Annotated in this window: 22 protein-coding genes; 15 read left to right on the top strand and 7 right to left on the bottom strand. The window is 59.8% G+C overall.

Annotated elements, in window-relative coordinates; all coding sequences use genetic code 11:
• Positions 1 to 45 precede the first annotated feature (45 nt).
• Both GOB82_RS10390 and aspS read right to left on the bottom strand, forming a co-directional pair.
• Positions 46 to 984 carry an EipB family protein gene (locus GOB82_RS10390; protein ID WP_166122787.1) on the bottom strand — a complete coding sequence of 313 codons (939 nt, stop codon included), beginning with the start codon at positions 982 to 984 and terminating at the stop codon, positions 46 to 48.
• 63 nt (positions 985 to 1,047) lie between these two features.
• On the bottom strand, positions 1,048 to 2,844 hold the full coding sequence (aspS, locus tag GOB82_RS10385) for an aspartate--tRNA ligase (protein WP_166122785.1): 1,797 nt from the start codon (positions 2,842 to 2,844) through the stop codon (positions 1,048 to 1,050).
• A 303-nt stretch (positions 2,845 to 3,147) separates the two neighbouring features.
• On the opposite strand from aspS, the gene GOB82_RS10380 reads away from it, so the two are divergent.
• From GOB82_RS10380 to GOB82_RS10350, 7 genes are all read left to right on the top strand, one after another.
• Positions 3,148 to 3,753 (top strand): 50S ribosomal protein L25/general stress protein Ctc, encoded by a 606-nt coding sequence (locus tag GOB82_RS10380; protein ID WP_166122783.1) that lies wholly within the window; start codon positions 3,148 to 3,150, stop codon positions 3,751 to 3,753.
• An 83-nt stretch (positions 3,754 to 3,836) separates the two neighbouring features.
• Complete coding sequence (gene pth, locus GOB82_RS10375) at positions 3,837 to 4,412, top strand: aminoacyl-tRNA hydrolase (RefSeq protein WP_166122781.1); 576 nt, start codon at positions 3,837 to 3,839, stop codon at positions 4,410 to 4,412.
• A gap of 6 nt (positions 4,413 to 4,418) precedes the next feature.
• Positions 4,419 to 5,513 (top strand): redox-regulated ATPase YchF, encoded by a 1,095-nt coding sequence (ychF, locus tag GOB82_RS10370; RefSeq protein ID WP_166122779.1) that lies wholly within the window; start codon positions 4,419 to 4,421, stop codon positions 5,511 to 5,513.
• A gap of 85 nt (positions 5,514 to 5,598) precedes the next feature.
• Positions 5,599 to 6,867: a glutamate-5-semialdehyde dehydrogenase gene (locus GOB82_RS10365; RefSeq protein ID WP_166122824.1), complete on the top strand. Its 1,269-nt coding sequence runs from the start codon at positions 5,599 to 5,601 to the stop codon at positions 6,865 to 6,867.
• 8 nt (positions 6,868 to 6,875) lie between these two features.
• Positions 6,876 to 7,544 carry a nicotinate-nucleotide adenylyltransferase gene (locus tag GOB82_RS10360; protein ID WP_166122777.1) on the top strand — a complete coding sequence of 223 codons (669 nt, stop codon included), beginning with the start codon at positions 6,876 to 6,878 and terminating at the stop codon, positions 7,542 to 7,544.
• Positions 7,545 to 7,627: 83 nt separating this feature from the next.
• On the top strand, positions 7,628 to 8,080 hold the full coding sequence (gene rsfS / locus GOB82_RS10355; protein ID WP_242007347.1) for a ribosome silencing factor: 453 nt from the start codon (positions 7,628 to 7,630) through the stop codon (positions 8,078 to 8,080).
• A gap of 132 nt (positions 8,081 to 8,212) precedes the next feature.
• Positions 8,213 to 8,668 (top strand): 23S rRNA (pseudouridine(1915)-N(3))-methyltransferase RlmH, encoded by a 456-nt coding sequence (locus GOB82_RS10350; protein WP_166122773.1) that lies wholly within the window; start codon positions 8,213 to 8,215, stop codon positions 8,666 to 8,668.
• Between the two features lie 45 nt (positions 8,669 to 8,713).
• On the opposite strand, the gene GOB82_RS10345 is transcribed toward GOB82_RS10350, so the two are convergent.
• Genes GOB82_RS10345 through GOB82_RS10330 form a run of 4 tightly spaced genes read right to left on the bottom strand, consistent with a single transcriptional unit; the run spans position 8,714 to position 12,800 of the window.
• On the bottom strand, positions 8,714 to 9,628 hold the full coding sequence (locus tag GOB82_RS10345) for an N-acetylmuramic acid 6-phosphate etherase (protein WP_166122771.1): 915 nt from the start codon (positions 9,626 to 9,628) through the stop codon (positions 8,714 to 8,716).
• A gap of 43 nt (positions 9,629 to 9,671) precedes the next feature.
• Complete coding sequence (locus GOB82_RS10340; protein ID WP_166122769.1) at positions 9,672 to 11,159, bottom strand: sodium:solute symporter; 1,488 nt, start codon at positions 11,157 to 11,159, stop codon at positions 9,672 to 9,674.
• Positions 11,156 to 11,887 (bottom strand): copper homeostasis protein CutC, encoded by a 732-nt coding sequence (locus GOB82_RS10335; RefSeq protein ID WP_166122768.1) that lies wholly within the window; start codon positions 11,885 to 11,887, stop codon positions 11,156 to 11,158. Before GOB82_RS10335 ends, GOB82_RS10340 begins: the two co-directional genes overlap by 4 nt.
• A complete protein-coding gene (locus GOB82_RS10330; RefSeq protein ID WP_166122766.1) occupies positions 11,874 to 12,800 on the bottom strand; it encodes an ROK family protein in 927 nt (308 codons plus the stop codon). Before GOB82_RS10330 ends, GOB82_RS10335 begins: the two co-directional genes overlap by 14 nt.
• 273 nt (positions 12,801 to 13,073) lie before the next feature.
• Here GOB82_RS10330 and GOB82_RS10325 point away from each other — a divergent pair, with 273 nt between their 5' ends.
• The 5 genes from GOB82_RS10325 to GOB82_RS10305 all read left to right on the top strand — a co-directional run bounded on the left by GOB82_RS10325 (position 13,074) and on the right by GOB82_RS10305 (position 21,248).
• Positions 13,074 to 14,126, top strand: a complete 1,053-nt coding sequence (locus tag GOB82_RS10325) for an ROK family protein (protein WP_166122764.1) — start codon at positions 13,074 to 13,076, stop codon at positions 14,124 to 14,126.
• 196 nt (positions 14,127 to 14,322) lie between these two features.
• The gene (locus GOB82_RS10320) at positions 14,323 to 16,749 is read left to right on the top strand and encodes a TonB-dependent receptor (RefSeq protein WP_166122762.1); all 2,427 of its coding nucleotides are present in this window, start codon (positions 14,323 to 14,325) and stop codon (positions 16,747 to 16,749) included.
• Positions 16,750 to 16,883: 134 nt separating this feature from the next.
• The gene (gluP, locus tag GOB82_RS10315) at positions 16,884 to 18,170 is read left to right on the top strand and encodes a glucose/galactose MFS transporter (RefSeq protein WP_166122760.1); all 1,287 of its coding nucleotides are present in this window, start codon (positions 16,884 to 16,886) and stop codon (positions 18,168 to 18,170) included.
• 6 nt (positions 18,171 to 18,176) lie between these two features.
• A complete protein-coding gene (nagB, locus tag GOB82_RS10310) occupies positions 18,177 to 18,971 on the top strand; it encodes a glucosamine-6-phosphate deaminase (RefSeq protein WP_166122758.1) in 795 nt (264 codons plus the stop codon).
• A 60-nt stretch (positions 18,972 to 19,031) separates the two neighbouring features.
• Positions 19,032 to 21,248, top strand: coding sequence for a beta-N-acetylhexosaminidase (locus GOB82_RS10305; protein WP_242007344.1), 2,217 nt, complete (start codon positions 19,032 to 19,034; stop codon positions 21,246 to 21,248).
• 190 nt (positions 21,249 to 21,438) lie between these two features.
• Here GOB82_RS10305 and GOB82_RS10300 read toward each other — a convergent pair whose 3' ends face one another.
• Positions 21,439 to 22,368, bottom strand: coding sequence for a LysR family transcriptional regulator (locus tag GOB82_RS10300; protein WP_166122756.1), 930 nt, complete (start codon positions 22,366 to 22,368; stop codon positions 21,439 to 21,441).
• 117 nt (positions 22,369 to 22,485) lie between these two features.
• Here GOB82_RS10300 and budA point away from each other — a divergent pair, with 117 nt between their 5' ends.
• The 3 genes from budA (at position 22,486) to GOB82_RS10285 (ending at position 26,980) form a co-directional block, all read left to right on the top strand.
• A complete protein-coding gene (gene budA / locus GOB82_RS10295; RefSeq protein WP_166122754.1) occupies positions 22,486 to 23,268 on the top strand; it encodes an acetolactate decarboxylase in 783 nt (260 codons plus the stop codon).
• 55 nt (positions 23,269 to 23,323) lie between these two features.
• Complete coding sequence (alsS, locus tag GOB82_RS10290) at positions 23,324 to 25,012, top strand: acetolactate synthase AlsS (RefSeq protein WP_166122752.1); 1,689 nt, start codon at positions 23,324 to 23,326, stop codon at positions 25,010 to 25,012.
• 270 nt (positions 25,013 to 25,282) lie between these two features.
• Positions 25,283 to 26,980 carry a thiamine pyrophosphate-dependent enzyme gene (locus GOB82_RS10285; RefSeq protein ID WP_166122750.1) on the top strand — a complete coding sequence of 566 codons (1,698 nt, stop codon included), beginning with the start codon at positions 25,283 to 25,285 and terminating at the stop codon, positions 26,978 to 26,980.
• The last annotated feature ends 7 nt before the right edge of the window (positions 26,981 to 26,987 follow it).

Raw genomic sequence — 26,987 nt, 5'->3', positions numbered from 1 at the left:
CTCAGAAACGTGGCTCAACTGCTTTCTCGAAGTGCATAACACTCTTTAGCAATGGGCGGAACGAGGCGGCAGGGTCAGGGTGTGCAAAGTGCCCTGCATGTGGAAATCTCCGAAATCCATATCCAGCATATCTGAAACACCATTTGCGAAATAGCGCATGCCAATCTCGTAATCTGGCAAAATGGACTCTGGTGTCCGGCTGAAAAAAGCAACATGAACGCGCCCGGCTGGCAGGCCGGTCAGGGCAGGGAAGGGAGGCCCGTCTTTCGGCAGGCCCCACCCCAGAAGTGTGATGTAGGTTTCCTGTGCGCCGTCCGGGCTGGTGCCATCAAACAGCAGGGGGGCGATGTTGGGCAGGCCCTTCTGTGCTGCGGCAAGAATGGCGGCGGTATGCGCCATGGGGAACAGGGTGCCAGCGGGCAGGGTCAGCTTTTTATGGAGCGGCTTTTCATACTGCACAAAACCATGCCCGTGCGCATCGACAGTGGCTTCTCCACTCACGGTCTGCAGCACGGCATTGTTGGATTTCTGTACGGTGCGGAAAACGAGGTGATGCCCATCCTTGCTTTCCAGCGTGGTGTAATCGGACTCCATGGTCACAGCGCCGCCGTTGCGCGTGACACTCTGGATTTCCAGATGCTGCTGGCTGGACCACGCCGTGCAGGTATCGTGCACCACATACGTCATTGTGCCGTTGGCGGAGAGTGTGTTGCCGCCTGATTCAGTCAGGGTGAGGTCATATGCGGCGCGCTGGCCTACCAGAGGGCCGGACGCGGGTACAGCAGCGGATGTTGGCGCGGAAGCCGGTACGGGTGCTGAAGCGGTGGGGCGTGCGGCAAGGCCGACGGATGGGAGCGCTGCAAGAAGAAGCGCTGAGGCCACGCAGCCACGCAGGGGGTTTGTCCCGCGCCTTGTCCCGTCCGGTCGGGATGTGTGGGCAAGGCGGCATGTCAGGCGGGCAGGGCTGTGCGGTAATCCGGTCATGCCCTGAGAAAAGAGCATCCGGGGCGGAAGCGCAACCACCCCGGATGTGCCATCTGACGTGCGTCAGTCTTTTTTGGCGGCCAGTTTCGGCTTGGGCAGGTCCAGCGCCAGAGAGAGTTCCTTCAGCCGTTCCGGCGGAACAGGGGCCGGAGCGCCCATCATGAGGTCTTCACCCTGCTGGTTCAGCGGGAACAGAATGACTTCGCGGATATTGGGTTCATCCGCCAGCAGCATGACAATACGGTCCACCCCCGGAGCGGACCCACCGTGCGGCGGCGCACCATAGCGGAACGCGTTCAGCATGCCGCCAAACCGGGCTTCCACTTCGCTTTCCGGATATCCGGCAATCTCGAAGGCCCGGATCATCACGTCCGGCAGGTGGTTACGGATCGCGCCGGAGGAAAGCTCAATGCCGTTACACACAATGTCATACTGGTAGGCGTTGATTTCCAGCGGGTTCTTGGTGTTCAGCGCGTCCAGCCCGCCCTGCGGCATGGAGAACGGGTTGTGCGAGAAGTCGATGCGTCCCGTTTCCTCGTTCAGCTCATACATCGGGAAATCCGTGATCCAGCAGAAGCGGAAGGCGTTCTTTTCAATCAGGTCCAGCTCTTCCGCAACGCGGGTGCGCACCAGACCGGAGAACTTCACCACCTCATCTGCCTTGCCAGCGGCAAAGAACACGGCATCCCCCGCGTTCAGGCCCAGCTTTGCGCGGATGGCTTCAACGCGGTCCGCTTTCAGATTCTTGGCAATCGGGCCTTTGCCGCCATCTTCGGCAAAAATGATGTAGCCCAGACCACCCGCGCCGGACTCACGGGCCCAGTTGTTCAGCTTGTCAAAGAACGCACGGGGCTTCTCGCCAGCACCAGGGGCGGGAATGGCGCGGATTTCGCCACCATCCGCGGCAATGCGGGCAAACAGGCCAAAGCCGGAGCCTGCGAATTCTTCCGTGACATCCGTAATCAGCAGCGGGTTCCGCAGATCGGGCTTGTCAGATCCATACACCTTCATGGCGCGGGCATAGGGGATCCGTTCAAACGGAGCCTGGCTGACGGTGCGGCCGTTGCCAAATTCGGTAAACAGGCCGGACATGACATTTTCCAGCGTCGCGAAGACTTCGTCCTGCGTGGCGAAAGCCATTTCGAAGTCAAGCTGGTAGAACTCACCCGGGGAGCGGTCCGCGCGGGAGGCTTCATCCCGGAAGCAGGGTGCGATCTGGAAGTAGCGGTCAAACCCGGCCACCATGGCCAGCTGCTTGAACTGCTGCGGCGCCTGCGGCAGGGCGTAGAACTTGCCGGGATGCATGCGGGCCGGAACCAGAAAGTCCCGTGCGCCTTCGGGGGAGGAGGCTGTCAGGATCGGGGTCTGAAGTTCGATGAAGTTCAGGTCCGTCATGCGCTTGCGCATGCTCTGGATAACGCGGGAGCGCAGGAGCATGTTGCTGTGCACGCTCTCCCGGCGCAGATCGATGTAGCGATAGCGCAGGCGGAGGTCTTCAGGGTAGTTTTCATGGCCCGCCACCTGCAGCGGCAGAACCGCCGCGGAGGACTGCACGACAAGCTCGCGGGCGCGCACTTCAATGTCACCTGTGGCGAGGTCGGGGTTGCGGGTGGCCTCTTCGCGGCGCACCACCTCACCCGTTACCGTGATCACACTTTCAACACGGGCGGATTCCGCCTGTGCAAGGGTCGGGTCCCCCGCCGGGATTACAATCTGGGTGATGCCGGTTTCATCACGCAGGTCGATAAACAGCAGGCCGCCGTGGTCCCGTTTGCTATGGACCCAGCCGGACAGGCGCGCTGTGGTGCCGGCATCCTGCGCGCGAAGGGCCGAACAGCTATGGGTACGGTAAGGATGCATTCTCTCGTCCTGAAATTTGAGGGCCTGCGCCCGGGGGAGCCGGGCAGGCGGTGCCAGTCATCTTAATATACTGCGCGGGAGGAAGCCGGGGAGCCGCGCAGATGTCAAGGGAAAGACGCACAGAAGCCTGCGGGGTGCTGCGGGTTTCGTGGCGGCGGAGGCCCCTTTCATACCCGCCCCGGGGCAGGGCTTTCTGCGGGGAAAGGGGGGATGCATTGCTTTTTCTCCCTGTTTCCGGTAAGGCGACCGCACCGTACGGGCACCCCTGGAGGCCCGTATGTTCTGGTTTTTAGGAGAATTAACGTGTCCAAGATTACATCTATCGAAGCTTCGGCGCGCGCGAAGGCTGGTAAGGGGGCAGCGCGTGCAACGAGGCGTGCTGGTCTGGTTCCGGCCGTGATTTACGGCGGCAAGAAAGAACCGACTCTGATCGCACTTGACCCGCGCATCGTCGTCAAGGGGATTCAGGCTTCCGGCTGGCGCTCACGCGTTTACGAAATCAAGGTTGCCGGTGGTGATACCGAACGCGCCCTGATTCGTGACATCCAGCTCCACCCTGTGAAAGACACCCCGGAGCATGTTGACTTCATGCGTCTGGCCGCTGGCCAGAAGGTGACAGTTGAAGTGTCCGTTCATTTCACGGGTGAAGAAAAAGCTCCGGGCCTCAAGCGCGGCGGCGTTCTGAACATCGTGCGTCACACGGTTGAAGTTGAAGCGGATGCGGAACACATCCCTGAATTCTTCACGGTTGATCTGTCCGCTCTGGACATCAATGATAACGTGCGTTGGGACGACCTGAAGGGCACGGAAAACGTGACTCCGCTGGTGCATATCCCCAACTTCGTGATCGCCACTATCGCGGCACCGAGCGTTGATGAAGCGGAAGGCGAGGCTGCTGCGTCTGCCTGAACGCCGGACTGACGTTCTGAAAACAGAGTGCCGGGGCGCATGCGGCGCATGCGCCCCACACTCAGCGAGATACAGGACCAGTGATGTTGATCTGGGCCGGACTCGGTAATCCCGAGTCTTCAATGAGCCGACACAGGCACAATGTCGGGTTCATGGCAGTGGATGCCATTGCCAGCCGCTATGGGTTTTCTCCGTGGCGGACACGTTTCAAGGGACATGTTGCGGAAGGTCGGGTGGGCACGCACCGTGTGCTGCTGCTGCGCCCCATGACATACATGAACCTTTCCGGTGAAAGTGTGCAGGAAGCCGCGGCCTTTTATAAGGTTACGCCGGACCATATCACCGCGTTTCACGATGAGCTGGATCTTGCGCCCGGCAAGGTGCGGGTCAAGCGGGGCGGCGGGGCGGCAGGGCATAACGGCCTGCGCTCCATGGACAAGATGCTTGGCACTCCGGACTACTGGCGCGTGCGCATCGGGATCGGGCATCCCGGGAGCAAGGAACGCGTGCATGGCTGGGTGCTTGGAAATTTTACAGACACGGACCGACAGACCTGGCTTGAGCCTCTGCTGGATAAAATGGCAGATGCGGCTCCTCTTCTGGCGGAAGGCCGGTCGGATCAATTCATGACGCAGGTTGCGTTGCCAGACAGGGAGTAAAGGCTGATGGGGTTTAATTGCGGTATTGTCGGTCTTCCCAATGTGGGCAAGTCCACCCTGTTCAATGCGCTGACAGCAACAGCCGCAGCGCAGGCGGCCAATTATCCGTTCTGCACCATTGAACCCAATGTGGGCCGTGTGGCGGTGCCGGACCCCCGGCTGGAAAAGCTGGCAACGGTTGGCAAATCCCAGAAGGTGGTGCCCACCAGCCTGGAGTTTGTGGATATTGCGGGCCTCGTGCGTGGTGCCTCCCGCGGGGAAGGGCTGGGCAACCAGTTTCTGGCCAACATCCGGGAAGTGGACGCCATTATCCATGTGCTGCGCTGCTTTGAGGATGATGACATCACGCATGTTGAAGGCGGGGTGGACCCCGTGCGTGATGCCGAAATCATTGAAACGGAACTGATGCTGGCGGATCTCGATTCGCTGGAAAAACGCCTTCCCGCCCTGCAGAAGCGCGCCAAGAACCGCGATGCCGAAGCCATGGCGCAGATGGAGGTTATGGAACCGCTGATTGAAGCGCTCAAGGAAGGCCGCCCGGCCCGCACCGCCATTCCGGCCGGGGCGGAAGAGGCTGTTCGCCGCCTTCAGTTGATGACAAGCAAGCCGGTTCTGTACGTGTGCAATGTGGATGAAGAGTCCGCAGCCACCGGAAACGATTTTTCCAGAAAGGTGCAGGTCAGGGCAGAGGCGGAAGGCGCTGCGGTGGTGATTGTTTCCGCCGCGATCGAGGCGGAAGTCAGCCAGCTTGCCGATGAAGAACGCCGCGAGTTTCTGGAAGGGCTGGGCATGCATGACAGCGGTCTGGACCGCGTGATTGCGGCCGGATACGGCCTGCTGGGCCTGCGGACCTACTTTACGGTGGGGCCGAAGGAAACGCGGGCCTGGACCATTACCCAGGGCACGAAGGCCCCGCAGGCAGCGGCGGTTATTCACAATGATTTTGAGCGCGGCTTCATTGCATGTGAAACTGTCGCGTATGATGATTACATTCAGTACGGTGGCGAGGCCGGCGCGAAGGAAGCTGGTCGCCTGCGTATTGAAGGGCGGGACTACGTGGTGAAGGACGGGGATGTCCTGCTGTTCCGCTTTAACGTCTGAGCCGAAACGCGCAGATTTTCACAAACACTGAGAAACGGGGATAAGGGACGCCATCATGAAGGCGCAGGAAGACGGGCAGCACGGCATGACACAGCAAACGGGTTCCGGAGCTGTGCCAGGCCCGATGGTGGCCCTGGCGCGTCGGGCCAGACTGGCGTCCCGCACTCTGGCGCAAAGCCCCTCTTCTGCGCGGGACAGGGCTTTGTGGGCGGCTGCCGCGGCCATTCGCGAAGCCAGCAAGACCATTCTGGCCGCCAATGCGAAAGATCTTGAGGCATCCACCGCGCGTGATGCGTTCCGGGACCGCCTGACCCTGACCCCCGAGCGGGTGGAAGCCATGGCGCTGGGGCTGGAGGAGATGGCGGACCTGCCTGACCCTGTCGGGCGGATTCTGGAAGAATGGACGCGCCCCAATGGCCTGCGCATCCGGCGTGTTGCAACGCCGGTGGGCGTGATTGGCGTGATTTATGAAAGCCGCCCCAATGTGGGGGCGGATGCTGCGGGCCTGTGCATCAAATCCGGGAATGCCGTGCTGCTGCGCGGTGGGTCTGAAAGCCTGCACAGCGCGCGGGCGATTCATGCCGCCATTCAGGCGGGGCTGCGCACGGCAGGCCTGCCGGAAGATGCCGTGCTGATTGCCCCCGATGCAGACCGCGCCCATGTTGCGGATATGCTCGGGGCCGCTGGCCTGGTGGACCTGCTCATTCCGCGTGGCGGCCGCTCTCTGGTGGAGCGTGTGCAGAAGGAGGCCCGTGTGCCCGTTCTGGCCCATGCGGATGGCCTGTGCCACACCTATGTGCATTCCGCGGCCGATCCGGGCATGGCGCGGCGTATTGTGCTGAATGCCAAGATGCGGCGCGTGGGGATTTGCGGCGCCACGGAAACCCTGCTGATTGATGCGGCTATCGCGCCCTCTCTTCTGCCGCTGCTGGTGAGTGATCTGGCCGAGTTCGGCTGCACCTTCCGGGCAGATGCCGAAGCGCGGGAGATCATGCCGGACTTGCCCCCGGCCACGGAGCAGGATTTTGCAACGGAATGGCTGGACGCCGTGCTGAATATCGCCGTGGTGGATGGCGTGGATGAAGCGCTGGACCATATCCTGCGCTATGGATCGTCCCACACGGAAGCCATTGTGACCTCGGATGAAGCCGTGGCGACCCGCTTTCTGAATGGAACGGACAGCGCCGTTGTGATGTGGAATGCCTCTACGCAGTTCTGTGATGGTGGTGAATTCGGCTTTGGCGCCGAAATCGGGATTGCCACAGGCCGCTTCCACGCACGCGGGCCGGTGGGCGTGGAGCAGCTGACAACCTTCCGGTATGAGGTGATTGGCACAGGGCAGGTGCGGACCTGAACCCCGCCATGGTGTGGCAGGATAGAATTCCGACAGGGGGAGACCGCCGTTCCGCGCGGATTGGTCTGCTTGGCGGCTCTTTCAATCCTGCTCATCTGGGGCACCAGACCATTGCCCGCCGCGCTCTGGTGGCGCTGGGGCTTGATCAGGTCTGGCTGATGGTCTCACCGGGGAACCCGCTTAAACCTGCTGAGGGGATGGCCCCCTTCGCGCAGCGGCTGGCCTCGGCGGCGTCTCTGGCGGATGGGCACAGGCTTGTGGCGACGGATATAGAAGCCCGACTCGGCACCCGCTATACGTTTGATACGCTGGGCAAGCTGCAGACCCGGTTTCCGAACGTGCATTTTGTCTGGCTGACCGGGGCGGACGGGTTTGCCACCCTTCTTAAATGGAAGGGCTGGAAACGCCTGCTGCACCGGGTGCCTGTGGCGGTTATGCCGCGTCCGGGGCAGAATATGCGGGCTTTACGGGGGGCTGCGGCGCACTATCTGGCGCATGCCCGCCTGCCATCGCGGCAGGCCCGTCTGTTGCCCGGGCTTTCGCCTCCAGTATGGACTTTTCTTCCGGGGCGACAAAACGGTATATCTGCAACATCAATTCGTCAGCGGGGTGGTTTCAGGGATGGTGCGGGCCATGCCGCCGCGCCCGATACATCAAATTCAGGAGAATGGTCATAGTCAGCAAGCCACCCGCCGAAGCATCTGCACGCAGCAGGTCCTCCACGGCAGCCACCAAAAAAGCGGCCTCCGCCACACCCACTCTGGCTGGTGCTGCCAAAGTGACAGGGTCCGTCCGCAAAAAAGCCGTCGCTGCCGGGCCGAAAGGCAAGGTCAAGCGTGAGTCTGCCTCCCCGGATGTGATCGCACAGTCTCTCGCTCTGATCATCAGCAGTCTGGAAGATGACAAGGGCGAAAATATCGTTGTGATCGACCTGACAGGCCGTGCCTCGTTTGCAGACCGGATGGTGATTGCCACCGGTGAGGCCGACCGCCAGATTTCCGCCATGGCCCAGCATATTGAGCGCAAGCTGAGAGATATTGGCATCAAGCGTGTGCTGGTTGAGGGGGTAAACGGGTCTGACTGGGTGCTGCTGGATACCGGGGATATTGTTGTCCACATTTTCAAGCCCGAAGCGCGCGAACTGTATGGTCTGGAAAAAATGTGGGGCGCTGAACTGGATGACGGGCATGCAGAGGCGGTCACGCCTGTCTGATCTTTCACCCGTTCCTGTGTACGTGCTTGCAGAAAGGGGGAGCAGATGTGCTTCCCCTTCTCTGTATCAGCCTGCCTTCAGACGGATGCTGGAATACACGCTCTTTTTTCAGAAGCCGGAGGTCGTCTCCTCATGAAGCTGATTGCCGTCGGGCGTATGAAAGACAAGTCCGAGCAGGCGCTTGTTGCGCGCTATCTCAAGCGCCTGCGCCCGCAGCTTGATGTGGTTGAACTGGCCGATGGCCGGGGCAGCCCGGAGGAAATCAAACGGCGGGAAGCACAGGCCATTCTTGCAGCCTGCCCGCAGCAGGCCTTTCTGATTGCCCTTGATGAAGCCGGGCGGTGTTTTGACAGTCCGGCATTCTCCGCCGCTCTGGCGGACTGGTCCGCCTCCGGGCGGCCGGTTTGTTTCGTGATTGGCGGGGCGGAAGGGCTGGACGCTTCCGTCATCCAGCGCGCCGATGCCAAACTCTCCTTCGGCACGCTCACATGGCCGCACATGCTGGTGCGTATCATGCTGGTGGAACAGATTTACCGCGCACAGGCCATTGCCGCGGGCCATCCGTATCATCGGTCCGGGCGGCCCTGAGCCTGCCGGGCGTGCGAAAAAGCCCGCCGGGCGTTCTGGCCGGTTTCAGCGGTCTTTCAGCGCTGCCCGCAGGTTGCCCGCATGCTGCCTGAGCAGCGTGCTGCCTTCCTCTGGTGAAAACCCAAAGCACACCAGCACGGCCAGCTTGATGCTGCCATTTGCCTTTTCCAGCGCGCTGCGGGCTTCATCTTCCGTGCAGCCTGTAAGCTGCTGCACCATGCGATGCGCCCGAAGCACCAGCTTGGCGTTGACAATCCGCATATCCACCATCTGCCCGCGCCAGGTATGGCCAAGGCGGATCATGAGCGCTGTGGAGAGCATGTTCAGCGCGACCTTCTGCGCCGTGCCCGCTTTCATGCGGGTGGAACCGGCCACCACTTCAGGCCCGGTTTCAATCAGCAGGCCCAGTTCCGCATCCCGCAGGAGGCGGGTGTCCGGGCTGCATGAAAGGCCAATGGTCAGGCTCCCCGCCGCGCGGGCACAGGCGAGTGCTGCGCAGGTGTACGGGGTGCCGCCGCTGGCGGCAACACCAATCACAACATCATCCGGCCCGGCTTTATGGGTGGTCATGGCGGCACGGGCGGCGTCTTCATCATCTTCCGCGCCTTCCACCGGCTGGAACAGGGCGGCATCACCCCCGGCCAGCAGCAGCACGAGCCTCTCTTCCGGCCACCCGTAGGTGGGAATCAGTTCCACACCATCCTGCAAACCGATGCGGCCGGAGGTTCCGGCACCCACGTAAAACAGGCGGCCGCCGCGCTGCAGGCGTGGCAGGGCGGCGGCAATGGCGTCCTCCATGCCGGGGAGGGCCGCCTTGACGGAGGCGACCGCCCCCAACTGGCTTTCCAGCAGGGCATCCAGCAGGGTGCCGGTGGGCCAGAGGTCCAGCGCTTCATACCGGGGGTCATAGGTTTCGGTTCTGGCGGGCGCACTGAGAGCGGAAGAGGCCTGTCGGCTCATGCGGTGAAACTCCTGTGGTCAAGAGAAAAGAGGCGGCTGGCGTTCATGCTTCTGGTGTCCGTGTCAGGCGTGGGAAAACGCCTCGCACCAGACGAGCGCACACAGCAAAGGCAAACAGCAGGATAATGCCCAGTAGAATCAGCCAGGGGAATGCCAGCGCGTGCCCGCCGGGATGCAGCGCGGCCATGGCCAGCAGCACGAGGGGCACCGTCAGGCAGAACGCCGGAAGCAGGTCCGCCGCCCGGGCGGAGGGCAGCGCCATACCGGCCAGAAATGTCCCCAGCATGGGGCCATAGCCACATGCCGCAATGGAGAGCCCCAGCAGCACGGCGGACTGGCTCCCTTGTGCAAACAGCAGGGAACACCCGACGAGCACGGCACTCCAGAACACAGTCAGCACACGGGCCAGGCCAAGGGGGGTGAGAGAAAGTTTCCGGCTCAGTGCCGAGCAGGCGGAGGAAAAATCTCCCATTGTGGCGGCTGTCATGGCGGAAAGGGTGGAGGAGAGAGATCCCATGGTGGCCGCCAGAATGGCCGCCACCATCAACCCGCGCAGCCCTGCGGGCAGACCATGGACGATATAGTCCGGGAAAATGGCGTCCGGCGTGGAAAACCCTGCGGCCTGAACCGAAAGCTGGCCGTGATGCATCCAGAGCAGGATCCCTACCCCGGAGAGCAGGAAGAACAGTGCCGTCACCCCGACAGCACTCCCCATAAGCGCCAGCCGGGCGTCCTTCAGGCTGCGGGCGGCCAGCACACGCTGCACCATAAGCTGGTCTGTCCCGTGGGAGGCAAGGGTCATCAGCGCGCCACCGCCAATGGCGGCAATGGGGGTGAAGGCGCTGCTGAAAGGGGCAGTGCCATGGAGGAACAGGTTGAATTTTCCAGCCTGCCGCAAGGTTGTGGCAGCTCCAGCGGGGAGGCCATGCAGCAAAAGGGCGGCACACATGGCTGAGCCTGCCAGATACAGGCAGAACTGGATGGCATCAGACCAGACAACGGCCCGCAGGCCGCCACACACGGTATAAAACAGCGTGATACCGACAACACCCAGCAGAAGCACGGTATGCGGCACCGCCATGTGGGTAGCGGCCAGCATGGCAGTGAGGGGCAGCATGCCAGCAAACAGCCGGACGGCTTCCGCCAGAACGCGGGTGCCCAGAAAGGTGGCGGATGCAACACGCTGCATCCGCTGGCCAAAGCGCTGGCCGAGGTAATCATACGCGCTGAGCATGCGGCCCGCGCTGTAAAGGGGCAGGAATTTCCACGCCACAAGGGCGCGGCCCAGAAGATAGCCCAGCGCCAGCCCCACAAATACCATGCCGCTCCCAAAGGCCACGCCGGGAACGCTGATGACTGTCAGTGTCGAAGTTTCTGTTGCCACCATGGACAGGCACAGGGCCCACCAGGGCAGATCATGCCCGCCTTCCAGATAGGCCGCGGTGGAAGACTGGCGGCCTGAAAGCATGACGGCCAGCAGCGGCATGCCAGCCAGATAGGCCAGCATGACAATCAGATCGGCACTGTTCATAAGGGCTGATTTCCTGCGGCCTGACGGGTGGCTGCAACCAGAGCGCGTATTGCATCAGGGTCTGTTATCACCGGTTGGGAGCCAAACCCGAAAGCATCGTCTCCAGCCAGAGGGGCCGCAGGTTTGCGGCACGAGGCATGAACTTCCGTCACACCGGTCCGGGTGATCACGGTCTGTACATTGCCAGCAGTCACGCCGCTGCCTGCCAGAATGACAATGCGGCCCTGTGCGAGATGCTGCAAACGGGCGAGGCCTTCCACCCCCTGAAGCGCGGAAGGCTTCTGGCCGGAGGTCAGGATGCGCGTAAACCCGGCCTCAATGGCAAATTCCAGCTCAGAAAACGGGTCAGGCACCAGATCAAACGCCCGGTGCAGCGTGCGCTCCATCCCGTGGCATTCCTCGGAAAGACGCAGGAGGAGATCCCGGTCCAGACTCCTGTCGGGCCTGCTGGCCCCCAGCACCACACCCGCCAGCCCTGCCTGACGGGCTGCCCGGATATCGTCCTTCATCACGGCAGCTTCTTCGGCATCAAACAGGAAGGAACCTGCACGCGGGCGGATCATGGCGAGGCATGGCAGCGGGCAGCGGGCGGCATAGCGCATCAGCCCCACGCTTGGCGTCAGGCCACCCACATCCAGTGAGGCGCAGAGTTCAAGCCTGTCCGCTCCGGCGGCATGGGCCGCATCAACGCCCTGTGGTGTTTCGATGCAGATTTCAACACGGTTCATGACACATCTCCGGCCCAAGGCAGGTGGCCCCCAGAATTCCGGCATTTTTGCCCAGCATTGCACGGCGGAGAAGCGGCTGTGTGGTGGGAACCAGAATACGGTCACGCACGGCCCGGTCCAGCGCATCAATCAGGGCGGCTGAATTGCTCAGCCCCCCCGCCACAGGTACCACCGTACTGCCTGTGATGTTAATGACATGCGCCAGCGCCGCACTGGTATAGAGCATCCAGACAGACATGGTTTTTGTGGCCTGTGCGTCGCCCTGTTCCCAAAGTGTCAGAATGGCGTGGCTGGTTTCAGCGCGTCCGCCAGCCCAGACATGCAGGCGCTCCAGACCGCGCGCGCCTGCCAGCGTATCAAGGCAGCCCGATTGCCCGCAGCCGCAGGGGAACAGGGGCACCAGAGAGAGCGCCTCTTCCGGGTCCGCCAGAAATGGCGGGGCAATAACGGCGGGGGCATGCCCCAGTTCGCCCGTCACGCCGCCCAGACCGGGCACACGCTGCCCGTCCAGCACAAATCCGCCGCCAACCCCCGTGCCCAGAATGAGGCCGAACACATTCCGATGCCCCTTTGCCGCGCCAAACCGGGCCTCCGCCAGAGCAAAACAGTCTGCATCGTTCCCGATGCGAACCAGACGCTGCGTGTGGTGGCTGAGCTGCTCTCTCACGGCCAGCGTGTTCAGACAGGGAATATTTGCGGCATTTACCCGGCCGGTCAGCGGGTCTTCCACTCCGGCAATTGCGATATGCAGCGGAATGCCGGGATATGGCGCACATAATGCCTTGAGAGCACCTATGAAGTTTTCAGAATCCGCTACCGGAGTGGGTACGGTCTGACGATGTTCCAGTCTGCCATCAGGATGGACGAGAGCAAAATCGATAAACGACCCGCCGATGTCTGCACAGAGAAGCATAAGGGCATCCGTGATTGAAAGGCACTGAAGGACCAAGGAGCGCAGGGGCTCCTGCCGGGTAAGGCAAGGCGTCTTTCCGGGTTAGTATTTCAGAGGGGGTTTGTAAATAACATTCCACCTGTCTCCCCTACTTGTTTCATGCTATAAATTATCTTCGTTCCCGTTTTTGCAGGCAAGGGGCAGGCCATGCTGTCTTCAGGGCATTATCAGATTCTCAGCACACTCAGCCGTTTCGGGCCTAGAAGCCGGAGTGAGCTGGCAAAGGATCTGGGGATGAGCAAGGCAGCCCTCACAGCGCTGGTGCGCGATCTGCTGGAGCAGGATATTCTGTGTGAGCAGGAGCCTGTTTACGGAGCAGGCCGTCCTTCCGTGCCGCTGGTTGTGAGAGCAAATGCGGCCTGGTTTATCGGTATTTCCCTTCAGGATGATCCTGCGGTTGTGGTGCTGACAGACCTGCACGGCACAACGCTTGCCAGAATTGAACTCCCCCGCCTGCCTGACCCGGAGGCCTGTCTGGCCTCCCTTGCCGGAGCGGTTGGGGACTTACGGAAGTCTCTTGGGAAAAACCGTGAGAAAATTTCAGGAATTGGCGTAGCGCTGCCGGGGTTTGTGGCCAAGGACAGGCAGACCTGTCTGGCCTGCACGGCGCTGGGGTGGCGTAACCTCAATATCGGAACCGTGCTGGCCGAACGGACCGGCTTGCCGGTGTGGGTGGAGAATGATGCAAAGGCGCTGATTCTGGGGGAGCAGCTTTTCGGGCCTTTGAAAGGCAGCCCGGATTTCAGCATGGTTTTTGTCAGCCACGGCATCGGGTGCGCCCATATTGTAAACGGGCGGCTGCTATGGGGGAATGCCGGCGGGGCAGGGGAAATTTCTCATGCCCCCATCACTGTGGATGCAACACAGGCCCTGCCATGCCGATGCGGAAATCGCGGGTGTCTGGAAACGGTGGCTTCTCTTCTGGCAATTGGTAATGCTGCCCGGCAGGCAGGTTTGCCCACCAGCACGCGGGAACTCACGCTGCTGGCGGCAGAAGGGCATCCGCAGGCCCTGACCATTCTGCACAGGGCCGGATCAGCCATGGGCATTGCCACGGCGCAACTTATTCAGATGCTGGACCCCAGCCATGTTGTCGTGATGCTGGATTCTGCCCTGAAGGATGGCGTGTATGGGCACGCACTCCAGCATGAAGCGGACTCTCATATTCTGCATCGTCCCAATACCCATACCATGATCAATTTTCGTGATTTTGAGCCGGACAGTTTTGCACGGGGGGCGGCGAGCCTTGCCGCGCGGTATTTCATTTTCGGGCATGGTGATGTGTAAGCGGCATGCAAATGCGGCCCAAAACGTGTCTTTTCCGCAACGATAAGCCAAAACATGCGCGAAAGTTTTAATTCATAATATGAATTAAATCGTTCTTCTTAAACCCCCATTGCATACTAACTGAAGCGTTTGCAGGATTATGTTCCTGTTTGTGAATGAAATGGCATTCTCACGATCGGCGGAGGGGGTTGTCATCATGCGTCTTTCACTACGTCAGCTTTCAGTCTCCTGTGTTGCGTTGACAGGCCTTTGGGCCGCGGCAGCGCAGGCGCAGCCAGTATCAAGACCGGTTTCCGGCAAGCATTTCAAAAAGCCTGCCAAATCCTCTGGTGTGGTACGGAAAAAATCATCTGCGGAAAACGGGCTCAGCTCTTCTGTTCTGGGGCAGTTTACCGGCGGGGTGGAAGAAATTTCTGTCACCAGCCATTCCGTGTCCGCCACAGGCGTGACCAATCGTACACCTGGCGGCGGCCTCATGCCGCACCAGACAGCCCCGCGCTCGCAAAGCGGCATTACGCGGGATTTTATTGCCAAACAGGCACCGTCATCAAACATCACGTCGCTGGTGGCGGATTTGCCGGGTGTTACGGTTTCCAGCCAGGATCCGTTCGGCATGACTGGTGATCATCTTCAGGTGCGCGGGCTGAATGAAACACAGATGGGCTATCTGTTTGAAGGCGCGCCTCTGGCTGATCCCATCAACTATGCACCCTATACGTCCACTCTGGTTGATTCGGAAAATCTTGGCTCGGTAACGGTCTCTCAGGGGTCGCCCGATCTGAATGCGCCATTTTATAATGCGGTTGGCGGCCAGATTACCGCAACAGCCATCAATCCGTCTCACAATGCCGGTGGGTTTCTGGATGTTGGTGGCGGTTCTTACAGTTACAATAAGGAATTTATCCGTCTTGATACCGGGGATATCGGGCGTTCCGGTGTGCGCGGGTATGTTTCGTTCTCCCATACAGGGTATAATAACGGCGCGCGTGGGCCGGGCGGCCTGTTCCGGTATCACCTGGATTCAAAATTTGTAAAAGAATGGGGTGATGGCAACAGTATTTCCGCCATCTTCTCCTATAACCGGCAGCAGGCGGCCTCCTGGCGCTCACCAACTAAGGCGCAGTGGAGCCAGTATGGGGTCGGGTTTGCCTATGATAAGTCTTTCACGCCGGGTGATGCCCGATATTATAAGCTGAACCAGCAGAATCTGAACCAGCAGTTGCTTGTCATGCCCATGCATTTCACGCTGGCGGATAATTTGCACCTGCATGTTTCTCCCTATTACGTGCATCAGTTCGGCCCGTCTCTGGGGGGAGAAAATATTCCGGCGTCCGGCGGGTATTATGGCACGCAGCAATACGGACCCCTGAATGTGGGAACGCCGGTGAATGGCGCAATCCTGACATCCAGCCGTGATCCGTGGAACCAGAAAACCGGCGGCCTGAATGCGTCGATGGACTGGCGTATTTCCAGAAGCAACACGTTCTCGTTCGGATGGTGGTATGCCTATACCACACATGAAGAACTCTCGGATTTCCGTCCGGTTTATGCTGATGGCAGTGGTTGGTCGGGCGATGTTATCCGGGTGAACGGTAAAATTCTCTCAGGATACGACCTGAACTTCATGCAGCAGGTCAACACGCTGTTCATTGCTGATACACAAAAGCTTCTGCACGATAAGCTGACACTGAGTGCCGGCTTCCGCGTCGCCATGGTGTCTCGCCAGGGTACGAACCTTATTCCCGGTGCGGACCCATATAAGATGCAGGGGAACTATTTTGAACCGCTGCCGCAGTTTTCGGCAAGTTACATGATCACGCCGAAGGATCAGATTTACCTCAATGGCGCGACATCCTTCCGTGCGCCGGAATCTGTGGAAGCTTATTCCCAGATTTTTGACCCCAATGCCTCGCATGCCGTCATGCAGCCGCAGAGCCTGAAGCCGGAATATTCCATCAGTGAAGAACTCGGGTACCGGCATCAGGGCAGTTTCTACAATTTCTCTATGTCCCTGTTTAACATCAATCTGACAAACCATCAGGTGACGTCCACAGGCTATATCCCCAATACAAACATGATGGTCTCCTCACCCATCAATATTGGCGGCCAGACATCCCGCGGTGTGCAGGCGGAATTCGGTCTGGCGCGCTGGCACCACTTCAGTCCGTATATTTCCGGGCAGTTCCTGCACTCCACGTTTGATAATAATTTCAATACCGGAAAGGGTTATTTGCCAACAGCCGGGAAAGTGGCGGTGCAGGCTCCCAAATTTACCGGTGCCATCGGCCTGAGCTATGATGACGGACGGTTCTTTGGAAACTTTGATGTGCGGTATGTGGATACACAGTACACCACATTCATGAATGATGAAAAAATGCCCGCCTATGTCACCTCCAACCTGACACTGGGGTATCGCATGAAATCCTTCAGCTACCTCAAGCATCCGCAGATCCAGCTTAACCTGACCAATATCGGGGATAACCACTATCTGTCCGGGTCAAGCTATACGTCGAATGCGCATGCGCATGTCACCTCCACCGGGGCTGTCGCGGCGGGGAGCGCTCCGGTCTACTATGTCGGGGGTGTGTTTGCCGCTATGGTCTCGGTCTCGACCGGGTTCTGAGGGGGGCGGCCGGGGTGGGCGGTGCGCACCGCCCACACGCCGGGCATCAAACAGCCGGGCATCAAACAGATTGATCAGGCCGGAGCCCCTCTCCGGCCCGCAGCTGAAAGGGGAGCGCAGTGCTCAGGTTTCCGATGACAAGTCCTGCAGGGGCCTATGGCTGGTGGCCTGTGCTGATTATGGCCGCGCTCTTTTTCAGTATCGGCTTTGTGACCTGGCTGAACGGGCCGCTCATCACGTTTGTGCAGATTGCGTTTAACCTGAGTGATGTGGCCTCTTTTCTGGTGCCGGTCTGTTTCTACCTTGCCTATCTGGTTTTTCCACTGCCGGCCACGCTGCTGGCAAAGCGGATCGGGTTGCGGCGCGGCCTTGTGGTTGCTCTTGCCGTTATGGCTGTGGGCACCCTGCTGTTTGGGGAGTGTGTGAATGGCCGGTGGTACGCGGGGGCTCTTGGCGGGCTGAGCGTGATCGGGGCGGGGCTTTCCCTGCTTCAGATTACCGTCAACCCTTACGTCAGTCTGCTGGGGGATCATGACCGCGCCGCCCAGCGTATTGCGATTATGGGGGTTGCCAACAAATTTGCCGGGATTGTTGCGCCGGTTCTGTTCGCGTTGGTGGTGATGCCGGACGTCGGGCAGGTGGTGGCCAATATCAGCAAGACACCTGTTGGCCCCGAGCGGGAGAGTGTGCTGGCGCAGTTCACCCATGCTGTGCATGTGCCGTATCAGGCGATGGCAGCACTTCTGGTTCTGCTGGCTGTTCTTGTGGCCCGCGCGCCTCTGCCGGAGATCTCTCTGGAGGCTGCGTCCGCCTCTGAAGGTCCTGTGCGCAAGGCTCAGCCGCTCTGGCTTCTGACGGGCGTCTTTTCCATGTTCCTGTATGTGGGGGTGGAGGTGATGGCTGGAGATGCCATAGGCCTCTTCGGGCATTCTTTCGGGCTTTCTCTGGATATTACAAAATACCTCACGGCGCTCACGCTGGCCTCCATGATGGCCGGGTATCTGGTGGGCATGGTGGTGGTGCCGCGCTTTATCAGTCAGGATGGCTATATGCTGGCCTGCTGCCTGCTCGGCATTCTGATCTGCCTTGTGGCTCTGGTGGCTCCCGGCATCATTCCGGTTTTTTGTGTTGCCTTGCTTGGTTTTGCCAATGCCATGATTTTGCCCGCCCTCTTCCCCATTGTGCTGGCGGAGGCCGGGCCTGACGCAGGGAAGGCAACGGCTTTTCTGGTCATGGCCTATTCCGGTGGCGCCGTGCTGCCGCAGCTTTTTGTGCATGCGGCGCCCCTGCTCGGAAATGTACTGGCGTTCATGGTGCTGGCTATTCCGTCCTATCTTTTTATCGGGGGTTGGGCGCTGGCGCTGCGTGCCAAAACAGGGGCTCCCGTTGCAAAATCACGCGTTACCATGGCGGGAGACTGAGTTTTTATGAAAATTGTTATTTGTCCAGATGCAGACCGGGCGCGTTGGCTTGCGGCACAGGTTCTTGCCAGGCAGGTCAAAACCAAGCCGGCATCCGTGCTGGGGCTTGCAACCGGGCGCACCATGGAAGCCATTTATGGATTGTTGGCGGAAACAGCCCGGCAGCAGTCTATTGATTTCAGCGGTGTGACCACATTCAATCTGGATGAGTATATCGGGCTGGGCGCGGAGCACCCGCAATCCTACCGCTATTACATGCAGGCCCATCTCTTTCAGCATGTGACTGTGGCTGCTGAAAACACGCATGTTCCTGATGGAACCGCAGCAGATGCGGAGGCTGAGGCACGCTCTTACGAAGAGCGTATTCGTGAAGCCGGCGGAATTGATCTCCAGCTTCTGGGGTTGGGGGAGAATGGTCATATTGGCTTTAATGAGCCACTTTCCGCCCTGAGCGGCCGCACGCATGTCGTCACACTGGCGCAGGCAACCCTGAAGCAGAATGCCGGAATGTTCGGGAATGATATGGCGCGCGTGCCCACACGGGCGCTGACCATGGGTACAGGAACCATTCTGGATGCGCGGGAAGCGCTTCTGGTGGTTACGGGGGATACAAAGGCCGAAATTGTGGGCCGGGTTATTGAAGGGCCGCTCACTGCTCTGGTGCCGGGCTCCGCCCTGCAACTTCATCCCCGCTGCCTTGTGGTGCTGGATGAAGCCGCGGCGTCTCGCCTTTCCCAGCGTGACGCCATTTTGTGGCAGATGCAGCATGATCCGGAACTGCGAGACCTTCTGGCCGTATAACGCTGGCGACCGATCGGGGCCCAGCCCTTAAGCAGATAGTGCAAAAGAACAGGATAGACCATGACAGAGCAGGGTTTTTCAAAATTTCGTCGTATGCTTCTGGGAAGTGCTGCTGGTCTGGCAGTCCTGAGTGCTCCGGTCCATGCTGCCAGTGCCAGTCCGGGCACGGCGGTCACAGAGCCTTCTGGTGCTGCCATGGCTGTGACAGCGGCAGCGCCAGCGCTCATGCCAGTTCCCGTGTCCGTCTCTCTTCCGGCAGGGGCGCTTCCGCTTTCAGGCGGCGTTGTAATCCGGTGGGATCACGCGCCTTCCCCCATGCTGGCCCGCGCTGCTGAACGCTTTACACACCGGGTTGATGCGCTTGCGGGACGTGTTTTCCCTGTTGCGGGTGGTGCTGCGGGAGGCGGGCAGGTTGCCAGTATCCCGGTCTTTATCCATGTGGGAGAAGACCCCGATGCCCTGACTGTGCACGCAAAGGAAAATTACAGTCTTCAGGTGAATGCAACCGGCGTGACCCTGACGGCGGACGGCCCGGATGGTGTTGTGCATGGTCTGGCAACACTTGCGCAGCTTGTTACGCGGGATGAAAACGGCCCGAAGCTGGCCTTTGCCGATATTACGGATAGTCCGCGTTTTCCCTGGCGCGGCATCATGATTGATACATCCCGGCATTTCATGGCGGTCAGCACGCTCCAGCGGCAGATTGACGCGATGGAACTGCTCAAGCTGAATGTCCTGCATCTGCACCTGAGTGATGGCACGGGCTTCCGTGTTGAAAGCAAAACGCTGCCGGAACTGACGGCAAAAGGGTCGCACGGGCAATATTATACGCAGCGTGAACTGAAAGATCTGGTGGCGTACGCGGCGGATCGCGGGATTCGTGTTGTGCCGGAATTCGATGTGCCGGGCCATGCGCTGGCCCTGCTGCTAGCACACCCTGAACTGGCGGCCCAGAGCCCGGTGAACCCGGACCCGAAGAATAAAAATACAGCGGCTCTGGACCCGACTGTTCCGGGCACATTGCGGCTGGTGCGCAGGCTTTATGCTGAAATGGGCAGGCTCTTCCCAGATGCCTATTTCCATTCGGGGGGGGATGAGGTGGACCCGGATGAATGGCTCAAGAACCCGAAAATTGTCGCTTATATGAAAGAAAATGGCTTCGCGACGCCCCAGGCCCTGCAAGCGCATTTCACGGTGGAAGTTCAGAAAATCCTTGCTGACCAGGGCAAGATCATGGTCGGGTGGGATGAGGTGAGTGAAGCGCCCATCCCGAAAGATGTTGTTATGGATGTGTGGAGAAGTTCCAAGTTCCTTTCATCCGCCTCGGCTGATCATCATCCGGTTATTGTTTCCGCCGGATATTATCTGGATCTTTTGCAGCCTGCTTCCCAGCATTATCTGGTTGACCCGTATGACCCTGCCGCAAACGGGATCACGCGGGCGCAGGCTGATGCCCTGCTGGCAAAAGGAGGCAGGCCTGATCTGGTGAATGCCTTCCTGAAGGAGCCTGCGCCGCCACCGCTGACCGATGAGCAGAAGTCTTATATTCTGGGGGGCGAAGCCCCGCTATGGTCCGAACTGGTGACGGATGAAATGCTGGATGCCCGCTTCTGGCCGCGTGCTGCGGCTATTGCCGAGCGTTTCTGGTCCCCTGCGTCCGTGCGGGATGTGCCGGACATGTATCGGCGTCTTGCTGTGGTGAATGCTGAACTCCAGATAACAGGGCTTCAGGCGCAGGCCAATACACACCGGATGGCCCTGCGTCTGTCCCCCGGCGATGCGGACCCGGTGGCGTGTCTGGCCGGTGCAACGGTGCCTTTGCGCAATTACGTGATGAACCGCTATGTTGCCCACCATAACCACGCGCTGGATGAAATTGGTGAGGTGGCTTCCCCTGACCCATTCCCGGCGGTGCGGTTTGCACAGCTTGTGGATCGGTATGCCGCAGGGGATCATTCAGTGGTGCCAGACCTGAAAGCCCAGTTGCAGATCTGGCAGGACAACGATGCAGCTTTTCAGGAGGTTGCAACGGTCCGTGGGCTTTCAGAAGCCATTCCGGCGTCTCATAATCTGGCGGTGATGGCCAGTGCAGGGCTGAAAGCCCTGAATGGACACAAGGTGAAACTTTCAGCGGCAGAAAAGCAGATTTTTGACCATGAAGACACGCTTCTTAACAGCTCGGCCGATTTGTCAGGGTCTTTTTCCAGCACGGCGTTCTCGGCCGGTGGCCTGATGATCAGTGCGGAACCCGCTATCAGAAAGCTTGTTGGTCTTTAAGGCTCTGTTTCAGGACCGGGAACCGACGGATGGTGAAAAGATCTATTTGAGAAGGTGGGATATGAAGGCCTGATATGAAAATATCAGGCCGGACGCTCATTCTCTCAAAACCCCATTCTCTTCGAACGGCAAAAGTCCGTCATTGTCTCGGCCACGGCCTCTATACTCTCGCAGGAGAGCTTGCCCGGAGTCATGGCGAAGGGAGCAGGTCTTCCGTAGGGTCAGCCTCCCATTTCCGGCACGCTGCGCGCAGAATTTTCAGGAATTTTGTTACCAGTGGCATGGTCTGGCCGGACCGGACAGCGACAGCCAGTGTGGCCCGTGGAGCCGGTTCACTCAGGGCATGGAACGTCACGCCCCCTGCGTGAATCTGGCTGAGTGAGTGGGGAACAACAGATACTCCCAGCCCCGCCGCAACAAGCGGCACGGTGCCTGCTATCTGCGGTGCCTGCTGCCCCATGGTAGGGGTGACACCCGCGCGCTGATAGGCTGAGAGAATGGCATCATGAAACCCCGGCCCCAGCTCACGAGGGAAGATAATCAGCGGGTCATCCGCTACGGTGTCCAGACTGATGACGGGGTGATGCGCCAGCCGGTGCCCGCGCGGCAGGGCGATAACGGTGGGTTCATCAAGCAAAGGAAATACGGAAAGACGGAACGGGTCCGGCAGAGGTGGGCGGACAATGGCAATATCAATGCGCGCGTCATGCAGGGCGGCACATAAGGCCGGTGTGTTGCTCTCTTCCAGAGAAAGCGTGATATCCGGCGCGCTCTCCCTGAAACGTCTGATGGCCAGAGGAATAACGGGCAGGAGGGGCACAGCCCCGGCAAGGCCCAGTCGGATATGCCCGAGTTCGCCACGGGCCAGACCGTGGGCGGTTACAAGAAACTGGCTCTGAAGATCCAGAATTGTGCGGGCGCGGGGGAGAAGAGTCGCCCCGATTTCTGTCAGCGTTACGCCGCGTGTCTGCCGTTCAAACAGGGCGACACCCAGCTTCTGTTCAAGCTGCTTGATCTGCTGGCTCAGGGGAGGCTGTTCCATGCCCAGCTCTTCGGCGGCACGGGTAATGCTGCCGTGGTCTGCCACAGTCACAAAGTAGCGCAGGTGTCTGATATCCATAATGCATATTTATTCGATATGGATAATGCATTCAATATATATTGGAAGACTGGGTTTCGCCGTTATAACGTCTGTCCCTGTGAGATCAGCAACAACGAGTTTGAAACAGTGCGCAGCATGAAGAACAGCCCGGTGACTGATATGGACGTTCGGTCTTCCGCACTTGGGAATGGGGTCGGAAAAAAGCCGGTGGCGAACCGTCTTTACCAGACCTCGACCATGGCGGCCCTGCTGGATGCTGTTTATGATGGTGAAACCACGCTGGACGAAGTGCTGCACCACGGGAACTTCGGCCTTGGCACATTCAACGCGCTGGATGGCGAGATGATTGTGACAGAGGGTGTGGTGCGCCAGTTTCGGGCGGAAGGGCAGGCGGACACGGTGCCGGGTTCCCTGAAAACGCCATTTGCCTGCGTGACCTTTTTTGAGCCGGAAAAAACGCTCATGATCGATGCACCGCAGACAAAGGAAACGTTTGAAGCGCTGGTTGATCATCTGGTGGGGAACCCGAACCTGTTTGCGGCTGTGCGGTTCACCGGGCAGTTTGAGCGGGTGGATACACGCACCGTGTTCTGCCAGTGCAAGCCGTATCCGCATATGCTGGATGTTGTGAAAAAACAGCCGACCCTGACCATGAATTCCGTAACAGGAACCATGATCGGATTCCGCACGCCGGTCTATATGCAGGGGGTGAATGTGGCGGGTTACCATCTGCACTTCCTGACAGAAGACCAGACACGCGGCGGCCATGTGACGGAATACAGGCTGGTGCGGGGGCAGCTTGAAGTTGCGGTGATCTCTGATCTTGAAATTCAGCTTCCACGGACAGAACAGTTTGCAAAAGCAAACCTTAATCCTGATTATCTGAGTGAAGCCATTCGGATTGCTGAAGGCGGCTGAGGCTTTTCTGACCACAGCACCTCGGTGCTGTGGTCTTTTTACAGGGCGTAATGAAATGAGCAGATCGTCTGATCACACCGCACAGTGCGGTGCGGAGCTTATTGTCAAAAATCTGGTGGCGCATGGCGTCACACACGTCTTCGGGATTCCTGGCGCCAAGGTTGACCGCCTGTTTGATGCGCTGGTTGACTCTCCTATCCAGACAGTCGTGACCCGCCATGAACAGAATGCCGCGTTTATTGCCGGTGGCCTTGGGCGTTTGACAGGCAGGGCAGGCGTTGCTTTGGCAACGTCCGGCCCCGGTGCATCCAATTTTGTCACAGGTCTGGCAACGGCCAATTCGGAAGGAGACCCGGTTCTGGCCATTGGCGGGGCCGTGAAACTGGCAGACCGCCTCAAGCTGACGCACCAGACCATGGATACAGTCAGCCTGTTCAGGCCGATTACCAAATACAGTGTGGAAATTACCAATCCGCAGGCTATTTCGGAAGTCATGGCAAATGCCTTCCGGTTTGCTGAAAGTGGCCGGCCGGGGGCTGCGTTTGTCAGCACCCCGATGGATGTGCTTTCCATGCCTGTGGAGGCGCCTGTTCTGGCAGACCGTGCCGTGCCGCAACCCGGCCCGGCTGCGGCGGATGCTCGTGCAGAGGCGGCAAGACTCCTGAAGCAGGCACAGCGTCCGGTGGTTCTGCTGGGTATGCTGGCCAGCCGCCCGGATGTGGCAGAGGCCGTTCGTGCCTTTGTGGCGGAAACAGGCGTGCCGGTGGTGGGAACCTATCAGGCGGCGGGCGCGGTCTCGCATGAACTGGTGGACCGGTTTGGTGGCCGCGTGGGGCTTTTCCGCAACCAGCATGGGGATCAGCTTCTGCATGAAGCGGATGTGGTGGTGGCCATCGGGTATAACCCGGTGGAATATGATCCGTGGCTGTGGAACGTGAATGATGCCCGCAGGATCATCAACATTGATATTGTGGCTGCCGAACTCGACAATGCCTTTGTGCCGGTGGTTGAGCTGGTGGGCGATATTGCTCCTACGGTCAAGGCTCTGGCCCGGGAGACGGGGAAGCTGGCCCGCTCCCCCGGACTGGAAGCGATTCTGGAAGGCTACAAGCTTGCCCGCTCAACAGCACTTCGGGACGCGCGCAGCACCAGTAACACCGCTGTGCATCCGTTACAGATCGTGCGGGAGCTTGAGCAGATTGTAACGCCGGATGTCACGCTATGTCTGGATATGGGCACGTTCCACATCTGGCTGGCGCGGTATCTGCTGTCTTTCCGGGCGCGGCAGGTGCTTATCAGCAATGGCCAGCAGACCATGGGGGTCGGTCTGCCGTGGGGTATTGCCGCAAGCCTGCTGAACCCGGCCCAGAAAGTGATCTCCATTTCGGGGGATGGCGGGTTCATGATGTCCAGCATGGAGCTGGAAACGGCTGTGCGCCTGAAATGCAACCTGATCCACATGGTCTGGATTGATCAGGCCTATAATATGGTGGAAATGCAGGAAAAGAAGAAATATGGCCGTGGGTCCGGGGTGGATTTCGGGCCGATTGACTTCGCCCTGTATGCTCAGGCCTGCGGCGCCAGGGGCATGACCGTGACCTCGGCTGAGGGGGTTGGTGAAGCCCTGAAGGCCGCCATGGAGTGTGAGGGGCCGGTGGTGATTGCCGTGCCGGTTGATTATTCCCAGAACGCTCTGCTGATGAAGCCTTTGGCCCAGCTTGGGGAGACCTCGGCAGCAGCCTGAACCCGGAGAGAACACAAATCCGTTTCCGGCTGTTTTCATGTGGCGCTTTCTGTTATAACAGAAAGCGCCACATGCGGACCAAAGGTTGGATATGCCGGATACTCATCGTTTTTCCCGTAAGGGGACTCTGTGCCTCAGCGGGGCAGGGAAGAGTGCGCTTTGCGGCACGCGGGTGGGAGTTACCAGATACTCTCTGGAGTGCCATAACGGGTTGGGCAGGCTGTAAGCAGGCTGGCTGCTCTGGCAGGGCACAACAGAAGGATCATGGGAATGCAGGTTTCATCGCTTGATGCAGCAGGGCAGAGTGGGGTGCAGCGTGGAGCCGCCGTGCTGCTTGAAATTCTGCGCAGTGAAGGTGTGGACTATATTTTTGGCAATCCGGGCACAACCGAACTGCCCCTGATGGATGCTCTGCTGGAAGTGCCGGATGTCGCCTACATTCTCGGCCTTCAGGAAGCCAGTGTGGTTGCCATGGCGGATGGCTACGCGCAGGCGGCCCGCAAGCCGGGTTTCCTCAACCTGCACACAGCGGGCGGACTGGGGCATGGGATGGGCAATCTGCTCAATGCCAGCGTCTCACAGACCCCGCTGGTGGTGACCGCAGGCCAGCAGGATTCCCGCCATACCATTTCCGACCCGCTCCTGTTTGGAGATCTGGTGCAGATTGCCCGCCCTGCCGTGAAATGGGCGCAGGAAGTGGCCCATGCGGACCAGTTGCCCGTCCTGCTGCGCCGGGCGTTTCATGATTCCATGGCAGCCCCTACCGGGCCGGTGTTTCTCTCCCTCCCCATGGATGTGATGGAAGAAATGAGCGGGGTGGATATCGGCAGGCCGTCTGTCATCAATCGCGCGTCCGTTGCGGGCGGGCTGGAGGATCTGGCTAAGGCACTGGCCGCCCTTGCGCCGGGCCGCGTTGCCCTGATAGCCGGAGATGAGGTTTATGCGTCCGATGCGGCGGCGGAAGTGGCCGCAGTGGCGGAGTGCCTCGGGGCGCCGGTTTATGGCTCTTCATGGCCTTCCAGAGTGCCGTTCCCGACAGCGCACCCGCTCTGGTGTGGAAACCTGCCAACACAGGCAACCGCCATTGCAGAACGCCTGAGTGCCTATGATGCGATTTTTGCGCTGGGCGGCAAATCGCTCATCACCATTCTGTATACCGAAGGCCCGGCTCTGCCCCCCGGCTGCTCCGTGTATCAGATGACGTCAGATGTGCGTGATCTCGGGCGGACGTTCAATACGCCTCTCTCCGTGGTGGGGGATATTCGGGCCTCCCTGCAGGCCCTGCTGCCGCTCCTGCGGAATGCGGTAAGGCCGCGTCAGGCTGAGTATGCGGCGCAGGCCGAGCAGGTCGCGCAGGCACGCCGTGCCCAGCGCGCCGAAGCTGTGGCAGAAGCCATGGCCCGGCGGAATGAGGACGCCATTCCGCCGCGTGTTGCGGCATGGGAGGCTGTGCGGGCCATTGGACCGGATATAGCGATTGTGGATGAAGCAATTGCCACCTCTTCCGATGTCCGGCTGTTTCTGGAAAGTGCATGGCCTGCCCAGTATTCTTTTCTGCGGGGTGGGGCGCTGGGCTGGGGTATGCCCGCCGCCGTAGGGGCTTCTCTGGGGCTTGGGCGAGACCGCGTGGTTTCACTGGTGGGAGATGGTGCGGCCCTGTATTCGCCACAGGCGATCTGGACTGCGGCGCATGAGAAACTTCCTGTCACGTTCGTGGTCATGAACAATCAGGAATACAATGTTCTTAAAAATTTCATGAGACAGCAAAAGGATTATCTTTCAGCGCGTGAAGGGAAATATCCTGCAATGGATATCGTTAATCCGGTTATCGATTATCAGGCTATGGCAAAATCCATGGGTGTGCCGTCCTGCCGGGTCACACGCGCCTCTGATATCGCTCCCGCCATTGAGGCTTCTCTGGCTTCCGATGGTCCATCCCTTGTTGAGATCATGATTACAACAGGCTGAAAACCTG

The sequence above is a fragment of the Acetobacter farinalis genome (assembly GCF_011516935.1).
Lineage (GTDB): Bacteria > Pseudomonadota > Alphaproteobacteria > Acetobacterales > Acetobacteraceae > Acetobacter > Acetobacter farinalis.
This window is presented reverse-complemented; position numbering and strand designations above follow the sequence as displayed.